This window comes from Aurantimonas sp. A2-1-M11 (genome assembly GCF_036549475.1).
Taxonomy (GTDB): domain Bacteria; phylum Pseudomonadota; class Alphaproteobacteria; order Rhizobiales; family Rhizobiaceae; genus Aurantimonas.
Window position 1 is genome coordinate 1 of sequence record NZ_JAZHLI010000080.1, and the last position, 14,436, is coordinate 14,436.

Annotated in this window: 12 protein-coding genes and 2 pseudogenes; 1 reads left to right on the top strand and 13 read right to left on the bottom strand. The window is 58.7% G+C overall.

The window, feature by feature from the left end:
- Positions 1 to 148 precede the first annotated feature (148 nt).
- Genes VQ042_RS22040 through VQ042_RS22050 form a run of 3 tightly spaced genes read right to left on the bottom strand, consistent with a single transcriptional unit; the run spans position 149 to position 2,801 of the window.
- Complete coding sequence (locus VQ042_RS22040; RefSeq protein WP_331822448.1) at positions 149 to 1,477, bottom strand: lipopolysaccharide biosynthesis protein; 1,329 nt, start codon at positions 1,475 to 1,477, stop codon at positions 149 to 151.
- Positions 1,477 to 2,037 (bottom strand): acyltransferase, encoded by a 561-nt coding sequence (locus tag VQ042_RS22045; RefSeq protein WP_331822449.1) that lies wholly within the window; start codon positions 2,035 to 2,037, stop codon positions 1,477 to 1,479. Before VQ042_RS22045 ends, VQ042_RS22040 begins: the two co-directional genes overlap by 1 nt.
- On the bottom strand, positions 2,001 to 2,801 hold the full coding sequence (locus VQ042_RS22050) for an FkbM family methyltransferase (RefSeq protein ID WP_331822450.1): 801 nt from the start codon (positions 2,799 to 2,801) through the stop codon (positions 2,001 to 2,003). Before VQ042_RS22050 ends, VQ042_RS22045 begins: the two co-directional genes overlap by 37 nt.
- A 444-nt stretch (positions 2,802 to 3,245) precedes the next feature.
- On the opposite strand from VQ042_RS22050, the pseudogene VQ042_RS22055 reads away from it, so the two are divergent.
- Positions 3,246 to 3,524, top strand: a pseudogene (locus VQ042_RS22055) (hypothetical protein); the annotation flags it as partial.
- Between the two features lie 478 nt (positions 3,525 to 4,002).
- On the opposite strand, the gene VQ042_RS22060 reads toward VQ042_RS22055, so the two are convergent.
- The 10 genes and pseudogenes from VQ042_RS22060 to nusG all read right to left on the bottom strand — a co-directional run bounded on the left by VQ042_RS22060 (position 4,003) and on the right by nusG (position 13,670).
- The gene (locus VQ042_RS22060) at positions 4,003 to 4,989 is read right to left on the bottom strand and encodes an IS30 family transposase (protein WP_331822451.1); all 987 of its coding nucleotides are present in this window, start codon (positions 4,987 to 4,989) and stop codon (positions 4,003 to 4,005) included.
- Between the two features lie 22 nt (positions 4,990 to 5,011).
- Positions 5,012 to 5,128, bottom strand: a pseudogene (locus VQ042_RS26130) (helix-turn-helix domain-containing protein); the annotation flags it as partial.
- A 196-nt stretch (positions 5,129 to 5,324) separates the two neighbouring features.
- Entirely contained in the window at positions 5,325 to 6,080 is a 756-nt protein-coding gene (locus VQ042_RS22065; protein WP_331822452.1) for a glycosyltransferase family 2 protein, read from the bottom strand.
- 9 nt (positions 6,081 to 6,089) lie between these two features.
- On the bottom strand, positions 6,090 to 7,073 hold the full coding sequence (fcl, locus tag VQ042_RS22070; protein ID WP_331822453.1) for a GDP-L-fucose synthase: 984 nt from the start codon (positions 7,071 to 7,073) through the stop codon (positions 6,090 to 6,092).
- Positions 7,074 to 7,119: 46 nt separating this feature from the next.
- A complete protein-coding gene (gene gmd / locus VQ042_RS22075) occupies positions 7,120 to 8,217 on the bottom strand; it encodes a GDP-mannose 4,6-dehydratase (protein WP_331822454.1) in 1,098 nt (365 codons plus the stop codon).
- Positions 8,214 to 9,641, bottom strand: a complete 1,428-nt coding sequence (locus tag VQ042_RS22080; RefSeq protein ID WP_331822455.1) for a mannose-1-phosphate guanylyltransferase/mannose-6-phosphate isomerase — start codon at positions 9,639 to 9,641, stop codon at positions 8,214 to 8,216. The genes gmd and VQ042_RS22080 overlap by 4 nt, the downstream gene beginning before the upstream one ends.
- A 132-nt stretch (positions 9,642 to 9,773) precedes the next feature.
- Positions 9,774 to 11,123, bottom strand: a complete 1,350-nt coding sequence (locus VQ042_RS22085) for a UDP-glucose dehydrogenase family protein (protein ID WP_331822456.1) — start codon at positions 11,121 to 11,123, stop codon at positions 9,774 to 9,776.
- A gap of 164 nt (positions 11,124 to 11,287) precedes the next feature.
- Positions 11,288 to 11,653: a hypothetical protein gene (locus VQ042_RS22090; RefSeq protein WP_331822457.1), complete on the bottom strand. Its 366-nt coding sequence runs from the start codon at positions 11,651 to 11,653 to the stop codon at positions 11,288 to 11,290.
- Positions 11,654 to 11,718: 65 nt separating this feature from the next.
- A complete protein-coding gene (locus VQ042_RS22095; RefSeq protein ID WP_331822458.1) occupies positions 11,719 to 13,008 on the bottom strand; it encodes a sugar transferase in 1,290 nt (429 codons plus the stop codon).
- Positions 13,009 to 13,154: 146 nt separating this feature from the next.
- Positions 13,155 to 13,670, bottom strand: a complete 516-nt coding sequence (nusG, locus tag VQ042_RS22100) for a transcription termination/antitermination protein NusG (protein WP_331822459.1) — start codon at positions 13,668 to 13,670, stop codon at positions 13,155 to 13,157.
- Between the last annotated feature and the right edge of the window lie 766 nt (positions 13,671 to 14,436).

The window sequence follows — 14,436 nt, forward strand, 5'->3', positions numbered from 1 at the left end:
AGCCGATCCTCGACGTCCCAAAACCCGATCTGTCCCGCCATCCGACCCCTCCCGAAAGCGCGACCTCAGTGAATCATGTCAGCACGAAATCCGCCAGTTTCCGGAGGCATCCAGGCTCAGTGCATAAACGCTATTTCCACGCTAACGATTAAGCGCTCGAACAGAAGTCCCTTCGCAAACGAAAAAGGTAAGGGATCAACAACGCAACAGTAAATCCAGTCACGCTGCCGAAAATAGCGCCCGATGGACCTATCTTGGGGAGTAGTATAAGAGTCGTTGCTACATTAAGTATACACATCAGTACCATGCTCCGCATCAAAAAGTTGGTTTCGTGTCGCGCCCTTAACAAGCTGTCGCAAGTGCTTACTAGCGTCGCGACCAAAACCCAAGCTACCATACCAACAATGATCAGTGGATCGGTATCTAAGCCCTGTCCGAGCCAAAACTCAACCAGCGGCTGATACCAAACCGCGGCAATCACTGCCAACACCGTCGCAGATCCTGAACCGATTGCAAGCGTATACCCAAACATTCGTACCACCTGAGCATGATCTCCGACGGCATCCGCGCGAGCCATAGCAGGCCATTGCGCTTGATTCACAGTCGCAGCCATCAGGACGGGTAGGGAAAAGACTCGTTGGGCAACTCCGTAGGCAGCGCTCGCAGGAGCCCCTAACAAAACGCCGATTAATAGCAGATCAGACTGAGACGAGATCGCATATGCGCTCTGATAGCCGGCCATACGTAGACTATCAGCCATAAGCAGCCTAACTGTCTTCCTGTGTAGATTTCGACGAGAGATCACAGGAATGCCCGCGCGCCACAAGTAGACCACCCCCCCGCTGAACATAGTCAGATTGGGCGGCGTTAAGAATACGATAGCCAGCAGCCAAAGCGGGGCATCGAACAAGATGCCCACGCAGAGGCAAGCAGCTCCGAACATTAATCCAGCCAACTCTAACATATAAGCGAAATAACCATGCATCCGTCCTATCATTACCTGCCGTGGCACTGAAGCCACAATGCCAAAGCTCAGCAGAGGTACGAGTACGGGGACCAGCAGTCGCACCTCCTGGCCCAGGTCGGCATCTTGGACATTGAGCAGGGCGGCCCAGTCTATCAGGAGGGACACAGGAGCGATAATCGCCAGCACTAGCAAAGCCCAAAGAACGGCGATCAGCGCACCAGCGGAAACAAGACGATGGAGATTTTTGTCCGAAGACTCCGCAACCGCACGTCCGACCAAGGTCACGAGGCTGATGGAGAGCCCGGAGCTTAGGAAACCGACAAGCCCCATTAGAGAAAGGGCGATCATCCAGACGCCAACACCACCTTGCCCAATCTGGGAAAGGAGCAGCGGCAGCGTCAGCAACGAGATAAGAGGCCGCGCAACCTGGACTAACAAGCCGACAAATACGGTTGCAGACACGGCATGCAGACCAGCGAAATTGAAGAGTGACCTCACATTGGCGCTCATCAATCGCTCGGATTTTCTCGCAGCCGAACTCGCCGAGCTGGAACACCAACTACTATCCAGTTGGCCGGTACATCATTCGTTACAACCGCGCCCGCGCCGACAATGCAACCTGTTCCCAGCCGAACTCCCGATAGAATGACCGCCCCAGTCCCGATCCAAACATTATCTTCGATCACTACTGGCTTCCGGACCGCAGTAAGGGCAAATATTTTTGCTTCTGGTTCATGGCTCATAGAGGTGATAGAAACATGGCTTGCGACAAGAACTCTATCTCCGATTTCAACTCCACCGCCCCCCCAGATATGTACGAATTCTGCTATCGAACATTCTTCTCCGATCGAGACGAGAGCTGGATTATGGATCACAACGCTCGGGAAGATACCTGTGCGGTAGCCCATTTGGGCAAGACGTGACTTCCAGTAAGCTCGGCGAAAATTAATTCTTATCCCTATCCACAGCCGGCTGCTGACAATCCGGTTCTGGAATCTAAAAAGGAATACTAGTAAGTTGAACGCGAGCTTTTTCACCGCCAGCAATCGGGTAAAGTGACGCTTGGACAATGAGCTAAGTTATCCCGATCCAGCGCGTGCGGAAATTTCAGTGTTCGGGAATCATCGACGCTCACTCGATCGTTGCGATAGAATGTAAACTCCATTACTGGCGGTATAGATATACCGTGTCGAACACGCGGGGGACATACATTATTGGGATGTATATGGACAATATGGTGGTGCCGAAGCAATTTCCGGAAGGTTGCACTTATTAATTTAAATGGGAATGCAGAAAATAGACGGTCAATATTATGAAATTCGATCAGCATGATCCGAAAGCTTCGAAGAACCTCATCACTGGTGTCGAGCAGCACTCTGTACTCGGCGCCTTCAATATCCATCTGTAGGATTCGATCGCCACTGCATTCCGCATCGATATGAGAGCAAAGAGTGTCGAGACGCATGTTGGTCTCATCCTCAAAGACATCTAAAAATTTGGGGACGAAATGGAAATGGCTGTTTTGTATAGGCGGTCCACTAACGGAGGCGTCCGCCATATATACTTCGAGACCGCGATCCGCCATCTCTAGATCGAAGCCGACTTCCGTAGAAACACCTGGGGAAACTGATGCTGTCAAATTCATCAGATCATCAGGCGCGAGGTAGCCGCCGTCGCTTTGACTTCCCAATCGTATCATCGGTCGGGAAATTGCTACCGGCGCGAGCCTCTTCAGTAAAGATTTGACCTCTCCAGGATCTGTCGAAGGCTCAAGGTAAAATCGGTTTCCAGACATTTTCTCAATGGCCGTTTTTGCCAAATACTTAAGTTGCATGTGCGTCTTTCAGTGGGAGGATCATAGTATATCAGAGGCTGTGTGCATTGCCCGCAAACGGACATATTTGCAGCGGGCTATACGGTAATGACCCTGTTGATGTAAAGCTGCCTATGGACAACTTGAGCAGGTCATAAACCGTCGCGTATCTAGTTGAAAACAATTTCTGCACATTCCAAGTTTCAGGCCACCTGCTGCCTTCAAAATCTTATGTGCGTACTAATAGCGGAAAGTTCGCGAGCGCCCCCAGATTGCTTGTTCACCTCGTAAGAAAATTTCGCGGTGCGGATAGGATGTTCTAAACTGGCGGCGTTACCGGCCCCGGTCCAGTGGGCTCTAAACCACATGTTCGCCTGAGATTGGGCGACCCGTCTCACAGTATGCAGGTTATCGAGGGTTGCGCCGGATATCCCGGTGCCGATCCTCATGCATAGGAGACGGGCCATGGACGAGTGTATCACCTACATCGGTTTGGATGTTCACAAGGAGACGATCTCGGTCGCTCTGGCAGTTGGAGGCAGGCGCGGAGAGGTTCGCGAACACGGGCGGATATCGAATACGCCTGCGGCATTGACGCGCCTTTCGAGCAAGCTCTCCCAGTCTGGAAGGACGCTGCGGTTCTGCTACGAGGCCGGACCATGCGGCTATGGCATTCAGCGGCAATTGACTGCGGCGGGGCACGACTGCGTGGTGGTCGCGCCGTCGTTGATCCCGCGCAAGCCGTGAGATCGCATCAAGACGGACCGTCGGGACGCACTATCAGCCGGATCATCATCCGACGCTGGATCCTAGATCGAGGCAGCTCCACGATGCATCAAGTCCGGCGGTAACCAACCCGCGTATCAGAGCATGATCAACCGTCGTTTTATTGACCGTGCCTCCTGCTTTGCCCAGGGCAGCCAGTCCGCCAGAACGCTTGCAAAGGCAAGCGTTTAATTCTTCACATCTGCAGCTTGAAACGGCGAACATGAGAGTGGATTGATTCCCAGTTAGGAATCAGTGATTTCGTGCGGCAATGATGACGTCTGGATCGTAACCATCAGGTGAGTGAGTGTTTGCAGTCGGGACGTTTGGTGTGAAGCTTCGAGGCTAGACTGGGCTCCGTTCTCGCTGATAACATGATGAGCCTACGCAGCCTTTCTCTTGAAATACGGACGCTGGCGACTGCCCTCGGTGGATACCAGCGCGAAGCGCAACATACTCATGAGAAGCGGATTTTGACGTCCTTGCCAAGTTCCTGGGGGAGGCACTGGAAAGGGGTGAGGAAGCCGAGGCATTTTCTCGGAGTGGTGTTGAGACTGATTATGGCGTCCTGGAGATCGGCTTCGGACAGGGTGTCGAGATCGAGCCATCTGGGCAGCCATCGTCGCAATCGTCCGTTGGCGTTTTCGACGCCTCCCTTCTGCCAGGAAGCGTAGGCGTCGCAGAACCAGGTCGACATGCCGAACAGGTCGTCGAGCAGGCGGTGGCGGGCGAAGGCGGTGTCGTTATCAAACGTCACCGAGGAGCGCAGGCCGGGAGCAACACGCCGGAAGACGGCTGTCATCGCTGCGATGGTTTCGGCGGCGGTCTTTCCGTTCAGCCTCGTGGCGAGCGTCACACGGGTCTTTCGCTCATGAAGGACGAGAACCGGGCGAGCGCGCTTGCAGATGACAAGATCAGCCTCCCAATGCCCGACCTGTCGGCGATCCTCGACCTCGGCCGGACGGTCATGGATGGAGCGGCGGTTCTTGATCGTATCGCGTGACAGGCGTGCTCTCATCGGGCGGCGCGTCCTGCGCCGGCGCAGGAGATAGCGCCAGAGCTCCTGGGCCTTCTGCGAGGCGCGATAGACAAAGGCGTAGATGGTCTCGGTGGCGAGCACGCGCAATTTCGGCTCCGCACCATTCTTCAGCCAGCCCGCGATCTGCTCCGGCGACCAGCCTTCCGACAGGCGCTCGATGACGAACTGGCGCAGACGCCCGTCACTCTCGAGCACGCCATCCCGCCTCCTGCGCTCGATATAGGCTCCGTCGGCTACGACCGGCGAATAGTCGCCGCCTGGCAGCGCGTTGCGTTCCAGTTCGCGACTGATAGTCGACCGCGACCGGCCAAGGGTCTTGGCTATGCCCGCCTTCGAATGACCGGCCGCGAGGAGAATGGCAATCCGCTCTCTTTCGGCGGACGAAAGATGCTCGTAGCATGACATGGCAACACTCCCGAAAGGNACTGATAGTCGACCGCGACCGGCCAAGGGTCTTGGCTATGCCCGCCTTCGAATGACCGGCCGCGAGGAGAATGGCAATCCGCTCTCTTTCGGCGGACGAAAGATGCTCGTAGCATGACATGGCAACACTCCCGAAAGGCTTGGAAACCAGCCGATCCTACATCGGCTAGGGGGTGTTGCACCTCGCGCTGGAACTCAGGCCTCGCCAGATGTCGGCTTTGCTGTCGCGGCTGGTGGGTTTGTATGTCGGTGCCGCGACCTAATCTTGATAGTTCAGTTGACGAAGCCCAGAGTGCCTCTCGCCTCAGTTCATCTCACTACTTGATTTTGGGTGGGTAAAACTGACCAATCTTGCGGAGCGGTTTCGCGAAAAAGGCATAATCGATAAACATCGTCCTTAGCCACCTTCGGCGCGAACTCAGCGCCTCTAGATTGTGCTCGATGTGAGACCGCAAACTGACAGTGCTCTTACCACCGTGCATCATGTCGACGAGAACGGCGTCCACCACCGAGGTCCGAAAACCATGGACTTCAACTGCACGTAGCATCCAGTCATAATCTGATGCTGTCTTGAGCCTGAGGTCGAAAGGTCCGACCGCATCAACGACCGAGCGTGACACGTAAAAGGTCGGATGCGCAGGCATCCAGCCTGTCCTAAAGCCCGTGGTGGGTTGTGAAGTCGCTCGCCATCCCCGCCTTATAAGTTTCGAGACGTGGTCTGTGACGAAATCAAGGTGTCCATGTACAATCTCAATACGTTCAAGCGCTTCCGCTATGCGCGATAGTGCATGAGCCCCATGATACGTATCATCCGAATTTAGCACGCCGACCGCGTCGCCTCGGTAGAGGGCGAGTCCCTTGTTAAGCGCGTCGTACATTCCCCTATCTGGCTCCGACACCAGGCGGATCCCGTCTTCTCTGTATTCGGACACAACATCCACGGTGCCGTCGGTCGACGCTCCGTCGATGACAATCATTTCTTTCTCGGCGTGATCCTGCGTGAGAAAGCTGTCTAGCGTATGCCTGATAGTCGTCACCGAGTTCCACGCGGGGGTCAAAACCGAAATCTTCATACCTTTTCTTCAGCGTGCATTTAACTGAATGGGGACTTGTTTTTCATCGACGGCGACATGCTTCAAAAACCAGTCATATGTCGACTCCAGTCCCTGTCGCAGGCCGATCGAATGCCGCCAGCCCATTTTTAGAAGCTTCGAGGTGTCCGTCAGCTTGCGCGGCGTTCCGTCGGGCTTGGTGGCATCGAACTCTAGGTCACCATGAAATCCCACTACGGCCTTAATCGTCTCCGCAAGCTCCTGAATCGATGCCTCTTCGCCGGAACCTACGTTTACATGACCATCACCACTATAGTTTACCGCCAGGAAGACTAGGGCATCTGCGAGATCGTCAACGTGCATAAACTCACGAAGCGGCTTGCCCGTGCCCCAGATAGACATTGCCGAAGAGCCGTTCACCTTCGCCTCATGCGCCTTGCGTAGGAGGGCAGGCAGGACGTGGCTCGAATTCAGGTCGAAATTATCCCCCGGCCCGTAAAGGTTTGTCGGTTGAGCGGCAATGAAATCGCAGCCGTGCTGACGCCGATAAGCCTGCGCAAGTTTGATACCGGCAATCTTGGCGATCGCATACCACTCGTTTGTCGGCTCCAGCGGGCCTGTAAGGAGAGCCTCCTCCGGGATCGGCTGCGGCGACATCTTCGGATAGATGCAGGTAGAGCCGAGCAGCACCAGTTTCTCTACACCCGCCAGATAGGCGCCATGCACGATGTTGGCTTCGATCATCAGATTTTCATAAATGAAATCCGCCGGGTGAATGTTGTTGGCATGGATGCCGCCTACCTTCGCCGCGGCCATGAATACGACCTGTGGCCGGTTTGACTGCATCCACTCTTCTACGGCCGCCTGCCGTCGCAGATCGACGGCCTCGCGGCCGACGGTCTGCAGCGCGACATCCTCTTTTGCCAGTCGGCGTAACAGCGCAGACCCAACGAGCCCGCGGTGGCCAGCCACCCAAACGCGTTTGCCTGTGAGGTCGTAGGTTTGGCCTGCCACTGTCTTTTTCCTTGCTTCTCTGGGCGCGAATCCGTTCGACTAAAACTCACGCGCGGCGCGCAGGCCGTGCCCTGTCTTCGTCAAGGCGGCGGAAATCGGCTTCCCTCCTAACCGCGTGAAGATCGGCCTCGACCATTTCCTTCACCATCTCCTCAAGCGACGTGGTTGCTTCCCACCCTAAAAGCCGCCGAGCCTTCGAGGGATCGCCGATAAGCAGATCCACTTCGGTTGGCCGATAGTACCGAGGATCGACGGCGACGATGACAGTTCCCGAACGCGAGTCGCGGCCGATCTCCGCGGATCCCGTACCCTCCCATTCGATCTGTGTCCCGACATGCCGAAACGCGGCCTCGACGAACGACTTCACGGACGCCTTCCGGCCGGTGGCCAGCACGAAGTCGTCCGGCTCGTCATGTTGGACGATCCGCCACATGCCCTCCACGTAGTCACGGGCATGTCCCCAGTCCCGCTCGGCACCGAGATTGCCGAGATACACCTTATCCTGAAGCCCCTGACTGATGGCAGCGACCGCGCGCGTAATCTTGCGCGTCACGAAGGTCTCACCGCGGATCGGGCTTTCGTGGTTGAACAGGATGCCGTTCGATGCGTGGATACCGTACGCCTCGCGATAATTCACGGTGATCCAGTAGGCGTAGAGTTTGGCTGCCGCGTAGGGAGAGCGAGGATAGAACGGCGTGGTCTCCGATTGCGGCACTTCCTGCACTTTGCCGTACAGTTCCGAAGTCGACGCCTGGTAAAACCGCGTCTGCTTGGCAAGGCCAAGGAGTCGGATCGCTTCCAGCAGACGCAGCGTCCCTGTCCCATCGGCATTCGCGGTGTACTCTGCTGTTTCGAAACTTACCTGGACGTGGCTTTGGGCAGCCAGATTGTATATCTCGTCCGGCTGCACTTCCTGAACGATGCGGATCAGGTTGGTCGAATCCGTCATGTCGCCATAGTGCAGCGTAAGGCGGACGCCTTCATCGTGCGGGTCCTGATAAAGATGATCGATCCGCCCGGTGTTGAAGGAGGACGACCGGCGCTTGATACCGTGGACCTCATAGCCTTTCGCAAGCAGAAGCTCCGCGAGATAGGATCCGTCCTGGCCCGTGATGCCGGTGATCAATGCTCGCTTTCTACTCATGCTGCCTGACCTTCCTTGGGAGCGACCCTGTTGTAGGTGTCCTCCAGTCTGATGATATCGTCTTCGCCGAGATAGGTGCCGGTCTGGATTTCGATGAGGACGACGGGCTCACGTCCCCTGTTCGACAACCGGTGCACTGCGCCGAGCGGCACGTAGATCGACTGGTTCGGGTCAAGCGTCTGGACCGCCCCGTTGATTTCGACCTCTGGATGTCCCTGCACGACGACCCAGTGCTCGGCGCGGAAACGATGCTTCTGCAGTGACAGGATGCCGCCGGGTTTCACGACGATACGCTTGACCTGATATCCATCGTCGATATCCAATCGTTCGTAGTTGCCCCATGGCCGAAAAATCTTCAGCGACTCGTTCGCCTCGGGACGCTCTTCCTCCTGCAACCGGAAGACCAGTACCTTGACCTCTTCGGCCCGGTGCTTTGGCGTGACGAGAACGCAGTCGCGCGTGGCGACCACGACCATGTCGTCGACACCGATCGCAGCTGTCAGTCGGCCTTCCGAATGAACGAGATTGTTCCGCCCATCCATCACCATGCCGCTTCCGATGATGGCATTCCCGTCTTCGTCCGATCCAACGGTGCCGCCCACCGCATCCCAGCTGCCGACGTCCGACCAGTCATAGTTTACCGGCATCACAGCGGCCTGCGCGGTTCTTTCCATCACCGCGTTGTCGAAGGCTATCGAGGGTGCGGCACGGAAGCTTTCCGGGTCCAACCGCAAGAAGTCGAGATCGCGCGTCGCCGTGTCGAAGGCGTCGGACACGGCCTTGACGACATTCGGCTCATGGCGATCGACTTCCTCGAGCAGCACGTCGGCCCTGAAAGCGAAGTTCCCGCTGTTCCATAGGTATCCGTCCGCGACATAGGCCCGAGCGATGTCGCGGATCGGTTTTTCGACGAACCGCTCGACGTTGCAGGCGACGGCAAGCGGCTCACCGGGAAGAATATATCCGTAGGCCGTCGAGGGCTGCGTGGGTTTGACACCGAACGTCACCAGACGACCGGCGTCGACGTCTTTCTTCACGCGCTCCACGGCTTCGGCGAACGCTCCGGCATCCGGAATGAAATGATCGGCGGCGAGAACCAGGACTTTCGCGTCTGGCGACCGGCGCCTTGCCTGCAGGCATCCCGCGACGATCGCGGCACATGAATTGCGCGCCTCGGGCTCGAGGAGGATGTCGGCCTCGATTCCGATCTCGAGAAGATCCTCGGCCAGAAGGAAACGATGGTCGTCCGATCCGACCACGATCGGACGGGCATCGAAAACGGCCGACCGGCACCGCAGAACCGTGTTCTGGAAGAGCGAACGGTCACTGCCGAAACAGAGGAATTGTTTCGGCTTCGATCTACGCGATACCGGCCACAAACGGGTGCCGGATCCGCCGCTCAGGATGATCGGGATGAATGCCATTTTTCCGCAGCTCGCCCTAAAAGCTTGGATCAAGTCGAGAGATGGTGGCGGGCCGTATTCAGCTTGACCGAGACGGCGCTCAAGAGGCTCGGCTGGCGAGCAGCATAGCAAAAACCGTCCATGCCCCTTCCTTCAGCCAGCACGGCGAAGTTCGCTCGAACCGCGCAGTTCCCCGGTCTCGGCTCGTCCGACGCGCACATGACGGAAACCACTCGTCGCAAGTTCCGGTCCCTCGTAGATGTTCTTCAAGTCGACCAGCACGGGCACACACATGGCGGTGCGCAGACGTGGCAGGTCGAGCGATCTGAACTCGTTCCATTCCGTCACGATGACGAGCGCATGGGCGCCGTTCGCTGCGGCATAAGCGTCATCACAGAACTCGATATCGTCGCGGATCTTCCTCGCCTGTTCCATCCCGACCGGGTCGAAGGCCCGGATCGTCGCGCCGCCGTCCTTCAATGCCTGAATGATCGATAGCGATGGCGCATCCCGCATGTCGTCCGTGTTCGGTTTGAACGTCAGTCCAAGGAGGGCGATCGTCTTGCCGCGAACGCTCCCGTCGCAGGCCTGCACGATCTTGCGCCCCATGGCGCGTTTGCGCTGATCGTTGATCGCGACCGTTGTCTCGACGAGCCTGACGGGAACGCCAGCATCCTGACCGGTCTTCACCAGCGCCAGCGTGTCCTTCGGAAAGCAGGACCCGCCATAACCAGGGCCTGCGTTCAGGAATTTCGGGCCGATCCGACCGTCCATGCCAATCCCGCGTGCCACGTCCTGGACGTCCGCATCGAGCGCCTCGCAGAGATCGGCCATTTCATTGATGAAGGTGATCTTCATGGCCAGGAAGGCGTTGGCGGCGTATTTGATCAGCTCCGCACTGCGCCGGCCGGTGTAGAAGATCGGCGCGCGGTTGAGCGACAGGGGCCGGTAGACCTCGTCCATCACCTTCTTCGCCCGCTCGTCGTCGGTACCGATCACCACCCGGTCCGGATGCCGGAAATCCTCGATTGCCGAACCCTCGCGCAGGAACTCCGGGTTGGATACGATGGCGAACTCGGCCGCCGGATTGATCTCGCGCACGATCCGTTCGATCTCGTCGCCGGTGCCGACGGGCACGGTCGATTTGGTGACGATGACGGTATAGCGGTGGATCGCGCGGGCGATCTCGGCCGCCGCGGCATGGACGTAGGACAGGTCCGCATGGCCGTCGCCGCGCCGGGATGGCGTGCCGACGGCGAGGAAGACGACATCGGCCGTGGCGACCGCAGCGCCGAGGTCGTCGTCGAAACGAAGCCGGTCGCGCTGGACGCCGGTCTTGACGAGGTCTTCGAGACCAGGCTCGTAGATCGGGATACGGCCATTCCTCAGCTGCTCCAGCCGCTCCGGGTCCTTGTCGACGCAGACGACCGAGTGGCCGAAATCGGCGAAACAGGCGCCGGAGACCAGGCCGACATAGCCGGCGCCCACCATGACGATCTTCATATCAGCTGTCGTTCCCTATCAACGTCTGCATCTGTCGGCGTCGCTTCCCCGCCCAAATGCGCGATAACGCCACGTATCGCACCGATGCGTTGCTTCGAAGGTGCGATAACGCCCCCAATCAGACCATGCCGCAACCCCGTGCCGGCCGCGTCACCGGGCAGAACTCAAGGCTGCTTACGCCGACGCTCGGTTCCACCATCCCGCAAAGCAGCCAAGCCGCCATTCACCCACCGGACCAGCGCCGCAAGGGCAATGGCGGCGGTCAGGCCAAGACCAGTCCCGACAAGGCTCGCAAGCGCGTCGCCCACGCTGAACTGGCGCGTTGGAAAAGCCAGCTGAGCGCATTCCAGCACCGCCGCCGCGATGCACAGAAGAATGGACAACCGCCTGCCCGCCCCAAACAGCAGTCCCGCGGCGAGCGCCACCAGCGCGAAGCCGGCGACATGGCCGATCTTGTCGCCGTCGACGATCCCGCGCGGCACCGGCAGCTGGTAATTGTCGAACAATCCAAACCAGACGACCAGCGCCACCGCAACCAGGAGAAGGACGGCAAGACCGCCAGCCACCCATCGGTTCGATGGCCGGGTGATCCCCCTCACCGCGCTCCCAGCCCGCGCAGCATGATCCAGACGGTCCGGATCGCAACGAAGGCGTCAAGCCAGGGCGAAAAATATTTGATGTAGTAGAAATCGTAATGGAGCTTGCCGAGGACATCGTGCATTTCCACGACATGACCCTGATTGACCTGCGCCCAGCCGGTGATCCCCGGGCGCACGATGTGACGGTAGCGATAGAAGGGCAGCTCCCCCTCATACCAGTTGGAGAGGGCTTTCGCCTCGGGCCTTGGGCCGATCCAGCTCATCTCACCTTTCACGATATTGAGAAGCTGCGGGATTTCGTCGATCCGCGAACGGCGCAGGAACCGGCCGAGACGGGTGATGCGCGGATCCTCGTTCAGTGTCATCGCGTTCTGCCGGGCGTCACCGCCTGTGTGCGAGACATGTGCCATGGTCCGGAACTTGTAGACCCGGAAGACCCTGCCGCGATAGCCGACCCGCTCCTGACGGAAGAAGATCGGCCCCGGCGAATCCAGCGCGATCGCCACCCCGACGACGAGGGTCAGAAGGGCGAAGGCCGGCAGGAGCAGGAGCGCGACCAGGATGTCGAGACCCGCCTTGATCTTGCGGTAACCTGGCGCTGGCTGCAGCGTGCCAAAACTGTTCTCCGAGAGGTGCTCGATGTCGACCCGCCCGGTCAGCGTCTCCAGCGCATGCTTGACGTGATAGACCGGCCGGCCGGCGAGAACCCAGTCGGCAATGAAATGCTCCCATTTTCCCGGCAGATCCGCATGAAAGTCGGCCACCAGCGCGTCGACCGGCCGCGCCGGAAATTCTGGGGCTGCCAGATCGTGAAAGTCGGCGCTCTCCACTTCCGTAAGCCGCGCGACCGAGCCCATTGGAATGACGGCGAAGGAGGCCCGGGTGCGCAACCTTGTCAGCATCATCGCGAGGAAGAACCAGATCACACAGATCGTGAAGCTCGCCAGGAAGAGCGACCTTGTGTAGTCGAGCCGCAAAAAGAAGAAGGCGACAAGCGCAAACCCGTAGGTCGCGGTAAAGCACGGTACGACGTAGGAGGTTGCGCGCACGCCCGGGAAGCGGGTCACCTGCCTGAGGGCGTAGAAGCCCCCCGCCAGGGCCAGAACGACCCCGAAGATCGTGTTCCAGGCACTGCCCGGGGTCGGGATGCCGGGATAGGCCTCATATCGTACGAGGACCGGCATCAGCACGGCGAGGAACAGCCCGGCGGCCAGCTGAAACCACGCACGCGCCAGGACCGACGACGCCCGGTGCCGCAGAGCCTCTGCGCCAGCTAGATCGGACAAATCGGTACCGCGATGCAACTCGCAAAAGACGCAGGATCGATCATGCGACATTCCTTGTCCGTCTTGCACTTGCGCACGGCTACCGCACTCCCCGGTGAAACCGGGAAGTGCGCGCGAATGCGTCATGCGGCGTTCTGCCGAGCCCGTCAGCGGGCGATCAACAGGAACGAACCCGTTTCAACGACCACTGGAACCTGACCGTTCAACAGGTTCAAAAGCACCCGAACCCGTTGCGAGCCTTGCATCCGATCCCATTCGCCGACCATCCCGGTGAACGGACCTTTGTGCAAGGTAACCTTATCACCTTTGCTACCGTGAGTTTCTATTCTGATCAGACCGGCTTCGTCCATAGCCGCTTGCAGGGTTTCGACCATGCCGCGCGGTACGGCAACAGGTCGGTCGCCCGCAGAGATGATGTGCCGCACGCCAACCGTGCCGTTGACGGAGCGCCATCGATCAACGCTAAGGTCCAGCGCGACGAACAGATAACCAGGGAAGAACGAGGCGCGCGTGGTGCTCACGCGCCGCGCGTGTCTGACGGTGCGTTCCTGCATCGGCAGAACGCAGTCGAAATCCTGCCGCTCGAGATGCGCCTTGGCCAGGGTTTCGCGGCCGGGCTGTGTTGCAACGGCGTACCAGCGCCTGGGCGTGTCTGCAATCATCGCCATTTCCTGTCGAGCCAGACGTGCACAGACCCGAAACGTCGCTCGATAGGCCACTGCGAATCGAACGAGCCATGCCTGCCCGGACATAAAAAGCGAGCCTGGTGCTAGCCAACAGCCATGTGGGACCGTGGCGAGGTGTACCCTTCATGAACAGTCTCCGCAGGACAACGCTCCACACCGGGTCGCATCCTGCACCAAACTGCCGTTGTCGACCATACACCATCTCTACAGCCGGGGTGGGCGACCAGGCGAGGCAGGTCTGCGCGCCCCTGCTCACCGCAATATGTCCTGGAACAAGGCGCCGGCACTTGCATGCTGCCGCTCATCGTTGCGATCACTTCGCCTGGCCCCAGGTTTCTGACGTTCCGCTTCGAGGCTCCCGGCAAACCGGCGTGGAAGCCGAGGCATTCGGCGAACTATTCGGCTGAGCCGCCGACGCTACCAAGACCTTTCCGGCTCACCCCCTGACACGGCTGCGATAGCCGACGTCATGTTGCGACTGTTTTCCAAAAGGCAGTCACCAGAGACCAAGGCGACGTGAATATAGCGGAAAGCTGACAGACGAAGCCGCGTGCGCAGATGAGTAGACGCGGCCTGACGCAAGTGCGTGAAGATCCGCCCCGGTTGCAGCCGCCGCTCTCAAATCTCAACCTAGCAGCCTGTCGGACTTAGCGCACGCGAGGGATATCGATTAGAATCGAGAGATTGATTCTCCAGCCATATGACCGGTTCTGCGATGAGCAATTTTCGAATGGTAGATCGT